The sequence below is a fragment of the Bacillus sp. 05T31 genome (assembly GCF_056396725.1).
Map to the genome: position 1 here is coordinate 1 of NZ_JBFTMA010000292.1, position 4,975 is coordinate 4,975.

General features: G+C 35.5%; 5 protein-coding genes. 4 read left to right on the forward strand and 1 reads right to left on the reverse strand.

The window, feature by feature from the left end:
* From AC1DJR_RS17240 to AC1DJR_RS17255, 4 genes are all read left to right on the forward strand, one after another.
* Positions 1-1,540 (forward strand): MMPL family transporter (locus tag AC1DJR_RS17240; protein ID WP_477003106.1); only part of this gene is annotated, 1,540 nt, incomplete at its 5' end.
* 99 nt (positions 1,541-1,639) lie between these two features.
* Positions 1,640-2,056, forward strand: coding sequence for a histidinol dehydrogenase (locus tag AC1DJR_RS17245; protein WP_477003107.1), 417 nt, complete (start codon positions 1,640-1,642; stop codon positions 2,054-2,056).
* Between the two features lie 100 nt (positions 2,057-2,156).
* Positions 2,157-3,080: an RluA family pseudouridine synthase gene (locus AC1DJR_RS17250; RefSeq protein WP_477003108.1), complete on the forward strand. Its 924-nt coding sequence runs from the start codon at positions 2,157-2,159 to the stop codon at positions 3,078-3,080.
* A 91-nt stretch (positions 3,081-3,171) separates the two neighbouring features.
* A complete protein-coding gene (locus AC1DJR_RS17255; RefSeq protein WP_477003109.1) occupies positions 3,172-3,777 on the forward strand; it encodes a DUF1648 domain-containing protein in 606 nt (201 codons plus the stop codon).
* Positions 3,778-3,812: 35 nt separating this feature from the next.
* Here the strand turns inward: AC1DJR_RS17255 and AC1DJR_RS17260 are convergent, their stop codons facing one another.
* Positions 3,813-4,643, reverse strand: a complete 831-nt coding sequence (locus tag AC1DJR_RS17260) for a CAP domain-containing protein (protein WP_477003110.1) — start codon at positions 4,641-4,643, stop codon at positions 3,813-3,815.
* Positions 4,644-4,975 lie beyond the last annotated feature (332 nt).

Below are 4,975 nucleotides of genomic sequence, written 5' to 3' on the forward strand. Positions count from 1 at the left end.
TAGTACGATGGGGATTTTATATTTTATAGGTAGTGATAAAGAGCTATCTATTTTCGTGTTAAATGTTGCACCGATGATTGGGCTCGCATTATCAATTGATTTCGCACTGTTATTTGTAAATCGTTTTCGAGAGGAAGTTGCGAAGAGAACAGTGAAAGAAGCGATAGCGATTACGTATCAAACGGCAGGGCGTGCTATCGTATTTTCAGGGTTATGTGTATTCGTCGGTTTATCAGGCTTATTTTTCTTTAAGATAGATTATATTCAGTCTGTTGCTATTAGCGGGATGATTGTCGTTATTATGAGCATTTTGTTTTCGCTCACACTTCTTCCGGCGCTATTATCTTTAATTGGTAAAAGGATATTAAAAAAGAATCAGGCGGCGCCTACGCCATCAAATGTATGGCGTAAATTTGCACAGTTTGTAATGAAACATCCAATCGTCATGATTATTGTTGTTACAACATTTATTGTTATTTGTTTATTACCGCTACGTACAGCTAACTTGCAGTTTCCTGGTGTTGAAGCGTTACCTGAAAAAAGTGATACGAGAGTTGCATTTGAGAAGTATGAAGAAGCCTTTAATAAAACTGTCCAAACACACGCTGATGTTACATTAGTAGTAGAGACGAAGAAAGATATAACAGAAAAAGAAAGTTTACAAAAGATAGAAGCTGTTGTTCAAAAGTTAAAAGACGATAAGCAAGTATATAAGGTGAAAAGTGTATATGACGGGCTAAATGGAATGAAAGCAGATCAAGTTGCTGGAATGTTACAGTCGCCAGAAGCTGCGAAAATAGCTCCTGTATTTGAAGCGTATACGAAAGGGAATAAAACAACAATGGAAGTCTTTTTGGATACGAAGCCAAGTACAGAAACCGCAAAACAATGGGTTCGTGATTTCAAAAAGAATTATAAAGAAAATGATGTTACTTATTATTTGGGCGGTATGACGACGTTCCAGCAAGAGYTAGAAGATGAAATTAAAGATAAAGTTGCAATTGGTATGTCTGTTATATTTGGATCAACCTTTGTCATTTTATTATTCGCATTCCGCTCTATACTCATTCCAATTAAAGCTATTATTATGAACGTACTTAGTTTAAGTGCAACAATTGGAATTGTAATTTGGTTATTTGAAGGTGGTCATTTCGGATTAGAAGAGAGTTCAGTTTTATTTGTATTACCAATCTTTATTTTCGGCCTCGTATTTGGGCTTAGCATGGATTATGAAGTATTTCTTATTTCACGTATTCATGAGCTTTATGAAGAAACAGGAGATAACGATCAAGCAACGTTAGAAGGACTTGTTTCGACAAGTAGAATTATTACGTCCGCCGCTTTAATTATGATTGTTGTTACCGGTGCGTTCGCCTTTACTGATATTTTACCAGTAAAGCAGATGGGGCTTGGGGTTGCATTAGCAATATTTCTTGATGCAACAATTATCCGTCTTATGCTCGTACCAAGTTTAATGAAATTGTTTGGGGATTGGAACTGGTGGCTACCATTTCGAAAGAAAAGAGAAAAATCATCRTAAAAAAACTCATCTATAAGATGAGTTTTTTTTATGAATAGCAGGGCCCATATTTTGCGCATAGTATGTGATAAGAACATTACATACAAGTAGGTGAAGGCAATGTTTCGTTATTTTAAGTTTAAGCTAAATGATACAGTACAGTTTGCTGAAAACGATGGGCATATGTATCGCATTGTCGGTTATCGGTTRGAAAAAGGGTTTTACCCAAAAGATGAATGGACTCATATTATTTATGAACTRCTTAGAGAMTTTGACGGGTATACGATGGATGCGGAAGAAGAGGAACTTGTAAAAGTCATTCAAGTAGAGGATGAGTATTACAAAATACAAGAAGTATCGGGGTATCGCTATCCAGTAAAAATGAAGCAAAAGCAACAAGTTATGAAAGGAGAGAAAATAGACGACTTATTAGATACGTACAACGACTATAAACGATTGGCGGATTTCTTTAAAGATTTATTGTATGAACAAAAAGCTGAAGAAGTGTTGCAGGAAATGAAAAGGCTTAGAGCGTGAGGGGACAGTCGATTATAAGGCTGTCCTCTATTTTTGACGGTGCATCAAAGTATGTTTTCCGTTACAATGAGAGAATCAATAGAAATAAGGTGATTATAGTATGGAAACAAAGAAAAAGGGCGAATGGTGCGAAATTACGGTTCCAGCGACRTGGAATGGTATAAGTATTGAGTCGTTGTTAAAARTRGAATGGGAAGTACCAAAAAAGTTATTACATCAGCTTCGTATGGAAAAAGGTGTTACGGTTAACGGAGAACAAAGGAGATGGAATGAACTTTTAAAAGAAGGAGATAAGTTACAAGTTCATATGTTTATGGAGGAGGAGTACGGCGTAGAGCCGGAATATGGTGAATTAAATGTAGTGTTTGAAGACGATCACGTACTCATTGTAAATAAGCAGGGGCAAATGGATACACATCCTTCTGAAAAAAATGGGACGGGAACACTTGCCAATCTTGTTGCTTTTCATTTTCAAATGCAAGGTTTAGAGACGAAGGTTCGGCATATCCATAGATTAGATAAAGATACGACAGGTGGTGTTGTATTCGCAAAACATAGAATTGCGGGTGCAATTATGGATCGTTTATTAATGGAACGGAAAATTAAAAGAACGTATGCGGCACTTGTTGAAGGAAAAGTAAAAAAGAAGCAAGGGACAATTGACGCGGCCATCGGAAGAGATCGACATCATGCTACAAGGCGCCGTGTTTCTCCAAAGGGAGACAAAGCTATAACGTACTATAAAGTAGAGAAATATTTTAAAAAACAAAATGCGACGCTCGTAACGTTACAGTTAGAAACCGGTAGAACACATCAAATTCGCGTTCATATGAGCTATAATGGAAATCCATTAGTTGGGGATGTATTATATGGTGGGCAAACAACATATATGTCCGGGCAAGCGTTACATGCGATGAAGATTAATTTTTTGCATCCGATTACGAAAGAAGAGATCGTTGTTGACGTACCTTTCCCTACAAATTTAAACGATACAATGAAAAAACTTGAAAGAGAAAATAGGTAAAGTGTAAGTTTAAAGTTGAAAAAGGTAGATTTTTGCAGGGATTTCTCTGAAAGAGGCGAAGCCGTTAAGAGAAAAGAGAGGTGAGAATTACTTGATCAAATATAAATATATGCTAGGGATATTTTTCGCTTGTCTCTTACTTACTCTATGTATTTATCCATATTTACCAACTCGTATGGCAGTGCATTGGAACGAGAATGGTGGAGCGAACGAGTTTATGAGTAAACAAGTTGTCGTATTATTTATCCCTGTCCTTATTATTATTTTACATGGATTAGTATATGTTATTTTACATAATATATATAAGTTTAATGAAGGGGAGTATTTCATTATAAATGGATTTATAAAGAGTATTACTTTATTTATGATGTTTGTCCATATACTAATTCTCTTTATTAATTTGGGAAGTATTATATCCTTTCAGACAGGACTAACGATTGGAATTAGTATGTTTCTTTTTATGTTTAGTAAAGTGTTTAAAAAGGTGAAGGATAGAGAGAAAGAACCGATCAAATTACAAAAAATCCGTTTAGTTAGTAGGCGAATCTTTCAAGTGATGGCATGTAGCATATTATTTTCGTTGCTTTTGAGCCTGAAGTGGGGATTTTACTTGTTAATTAGTGTAATAATTTGCGGGKCTATTTTGTTTATGTTCTAYATTTTATACGCATACATATTAGAAAGCTATGAAACATAAAAAAAGAGTCTTCTTCTAGAAGACTCTTTTTTTATTTATTTCGTAATAAATTGTTGTGTCCAGTAGTTGCCGCTTTCTACATAGCCAACACCGATATGAGTGAAGCCACTATTTAAGATGTTTGCACGGTGTCCAGCACTGTTCATCCAAGCTTGTACAACTTCTTCTGGAGTACGTTGTCCTTGGGCGATGTTTTCACCTGCAGATTTATAAGAAATACCAAATTTCTTCATCATGTCAAACGGAGACCCGTATGTAGGGCTGTTATGATCAAAGTAGTTGTTTTTTTGCATATCTTCAGACTTAATGCGTGCTACTTTGCTTAATTCAGTATCGATTTGTAATGCTGATAAGCCTTGTTTTGTACGCTCTGCGTTTGTTAATTCAACAACRCGTTGTTCGAATTCGCTTAAAGATTTTGCTTCTTCAGCAGGCTTTTGCTCAGCTGGTTTTTGTGTTTCRKTTTGAGTATTGTTRTTTTCAGCWGGTTTTTGAGCTTCTGGTTTWKSAACTTCTTCAGCAGGCTTTTGCTCAGCTGGTTTTTGWGTTTCCTCAGCAGGCTTTTGAGCTTCTGGCTTAGCTGTTGGTTGTTCAGTAACAACATTTTCAGTAGGCTGTTGACCAGGAATGAAGCAATCTTGTTGGAATTGTCCTTGGTTCCATTGTGCTAATGATTCAACTCCCATAGATTGTAAGAATGCTTGTAATTCTTGTTGGCTCATTTGCTTCATCATCATTTTTGAATGCTGAATATTTTGAACCTTTATGTTAGATGGTTGTACTGTTGCAGCTTGTGCATCTAAAGAAGATACTCCTAAAGTAAGAGCTGTTGCAGCAGCTACAGATAATAAAACACGCTTTTTCATGATGTGTGTCCCCCTATATAAAGTTTTAATTTGTTTTCACACGATTTGTTTTTGACAGCCTGTCTGACTGACCAATTCATCGTAGCATACAATTTGCGAGAAAAAAGATGGAAAAAAATTCATAGACTTAAAATTTTCCTAATTTATCCTAAGAGGAGGAAAGGGATGAAGTAAGAGAAACATAGAGTATAAAAGGAATTTTCAGCATTTTTATACTTGGTTTTAAGAGGGGGTTTTTGGATAAATGTACCTATATTAAAAATGAAGAATCCTATTGTATCAATGATTTTAGCATTTTTTTGAGGAATATACTGGATGTATTTTTACAAAAC